This window comes from Pseudomonas sp. SDO55104_S430 (genome assembly GCF_054070595.1).
The window spans coordinates 1-2,701 of sequence record NZ_JBSVXG010000405.1 but is presented as its reverse complement, the minus strand read 5'-3'; the positions used below and the strand labels follow the sequence as shown (position 1 = coordinate 2,701).

Annotated in this window: 2 protein-coding genes; both read right to left on the bottom strand. The window is 61.3% G+C overall.

The genetic code is table 11. The features are described from left to right. Positions 1–133 precede the first annotated feature (133 nt). The gene (locus ACW9JE_RS30130) at positions 134–1,699 is read right to left on the bottom strand and encodes a methyl-accepting chemotaxis protein (RefSeq protein ID WP_224533906.1); all 1,566 of its coding nucleotides are present in this window, start codon (positions 1,697–1,699) and stop codon (positions 134–136) included. 105 nt (positions 1,700–1,804) lie between these two features. Beyond that, complete coding sequence (locus ACW9JE_RS30125; RefSeq protein ID WP_457434837.1) at positions 1,805–2,596, bottom strand: CPBP family intramembrane glutamic endopeptidase; 792 nt, start codon at positions 2,594–2,596, stop codon at positions 1,805–1,807. Positions 2,597–2,701 lie beyond the last annotated feature (105 nt).

Here is a 2,701-nt window from a genome sequence, read left to right as displayed (position 1 = left end):
CTGTGTCGATCACAAACCCTTGTAGGAGCGAGGCTTGCCCGCGAAGAGGCCAGTAAGAGCAACACACCTTTAAGCCCAATAATAAAAAACCCGGAAGCTTTCGCTGTCCGGGTTTTGTTCGAGCCACCAACAATCAGCGGTTAAACCGCTCCACCAACGAATACTGGGTATTCGCCGTCTTGGTCAGTTCCTCGCTCAGCAGCGCCGAGTTCTGCGCCTGTTCCGAAGTCTGATCGGCCAGTTCGGAAATGTTGCTGATGTTGCGGCTGATTTCCTCGGCCACCGCGCTTTGCTCTTCGGTCGCCGCAGCGATCTGGGTGGTCATGTCGGTGATGTTGGCCACCGCTTCGCTGATCCCCACCAGCGCCTGGTCCGCTTCCAGTACCCGCGCCACGCCTTCCTCGGCCTGACGATGCCCGGCTTCCATGGTTTGCACCGCGGTCCCGGCGGTCTGTTGCAGCTTGGCGATCAAGGCATGGATCTGCCCCGTGGATTCGCTGGTGCGCTGCGCCAGCTGGCGCACCTCATCGGCGACCACCGCAAAACCACGACCCATCTCACCGGCACGGGCCGCCTCGATGGCCGCGTTCAGCGCCAGCAGGTTGGTCTGGTCGGCAATGCCCTTGATCACATCGACCACACCGCCGATCTCATCGCTGTCCCGAGCCAGCTGGGTCACGGTCTGGCCGGTTTCGCCAACCACGACAGACAAGCGCTGAATGGCTTCGCGGGTTTCCCCGGCGATATCACGACCACGACCGGTCAGGCGATTGGCTTCCTGAGTCGCATCGGCGGTGCGCTGCACATGGCTGGCGACTTCCTGAGTGGTGGCGGCCATCTGGTTCACGGCAGTGGCCACCTGCTCGGTTTCCACGCGCTGGCGTTCCAGCCCCGAAGAGCTGTTGTGCGCCAGGGCATCGGACTGTTTCGCTTGCTCGGTCAAATGCTCGGCTGTGTCCTGCAGGCGGGTCAGGCAGGTTTTCAGACGGGCTTCCTGACTGAGGATCGACATCTCCAGACGCGCCTGGGCGCCACGACTGTCGGTGTACATCTGCGCGATCAGCGGATCGGAAGTGGTCTGTTCGGCCAGGCGCAACAGACGCTTGATGCCGCGCTGCTGCCAACTCAGGCCCATCAGGCCCAGCGGCACCGAAAGACCGGCGGCCAGGGCAAAACCCCATTGGGAGTTGAGCGAGGCGCCGATCATGAAGCTCAGCTGGCTGACCAGAATGAACGGCAGCCAGTCCTGCAGGATCGGCAACCATTTATCGGTCGAGGGAACGGCCGGCTTGCCCTGGTTGATGCGTTGGTAAAGCGCTTCGGCACGGCTGATCTGTTCGGCGGTGGGCTTGACCCGCACCGACTCGTAACCGACCACCTGATTGCCTTCGAAGACCGGCGTCACATAGGCGTTGACCCAGTAGTGATCACCGTTCTTGCAGCGATTCTTGACAATGCCCATCCATGGCAAGCCTTGCTTGAGTGTCGCCCACATGTGCGCGAACACCGCGGTCGGAACGTCAGGGTGACGCACCAGGTTGTGCGGCGCGCGGATCAGTTCCTCACGAGTGAAGCCGCTGATCTCGACGAAGGCGTCGTTGCAGTAGCTGATCACGCCCTTGGCATCGGTGGTGGAAATCAACCGTTGCTGAGCCGGGAAGGTCCGTTCGCGCTGTGTAATTGGCTGGTTGTTACGCATGGCTTTTTTAGTCCGCAAGGCTTTCAAGTGCTGTATCGGCCACGGTCAGGATTTGTTGAGAATATTTTTCGATAATCACTAGCGCATCGCAAAATGCCCCTTGCGTCAGCCGGCGAGCATCGGATAGGTGAACAGGCCGAAATGCAGCAGGTTCAAGCCGAAGTGGGTGGCAACCGCCGCCGCCAGCCCGCCGAAACGATAGGCCAGGCCGTAGCCGGTACCGGCCAGAGTTGCCAGCAATACCCATTGCCAGCCGGCGCCAACATGCACCAGCCCGAACAGCAATGACGCCAGCATAAGAGCGAGATTTTCGCCATGGGGCAGGCGTTCGAAGCATCGAGTCAGGCCGCCCTGGATGTAGCCGCGAAAAAGGGCTTCCTCGACCAGGGTCACCAGCAGCAGGTTGTTGAGCAGCCACAGCCAGGCATGTTCCGGCCATTTCGGCGCCCAGTCGATGACACCCAGCAACAGCGCGCCGCCCAGGGCCAGTACGGCACTGAGCAGCAACGATAGAGCCGTTGCATACCCGGTCATTCGCAGTGAGCGCCTGCCGACAATCCACGGGCAGACCAGCAACAGCCAGAAGCCGATCAGAGGCTTGTCCAGGTTCAGGTACATGGAAAACGGCACGGCGTCATCGGTGAAACGTTGCCGGTCGATGACGCGGCCGTTGTAGAAACCGGGCAGCCAGTGGGTCGCCAGGGCCAGTGCGAGGATGATGAACAGGCCGTGGCCGAGGTAGCGACCCAGGGCGAGTTTCTGTTGGCGGACGGCGAAGCCGGCGACCAGCAGCAACACGACGGAGATGGCGGCGAATCCGCCGAGATGGCCGTAGGTGAGGGCCATGCCGTAACCGAGGGAGAGAAGGGCGAGGCAGGTCCATGGCAGAGCGAGCATGTGAAGTCCTTGAATGATGTGAAATCTACAGCGTGCCGCAGTCCATTGTGGGAGCGGGCTTGCTCGCGAATGCGGTGGGTCAGCCACATCTTTGTCGACTGATAC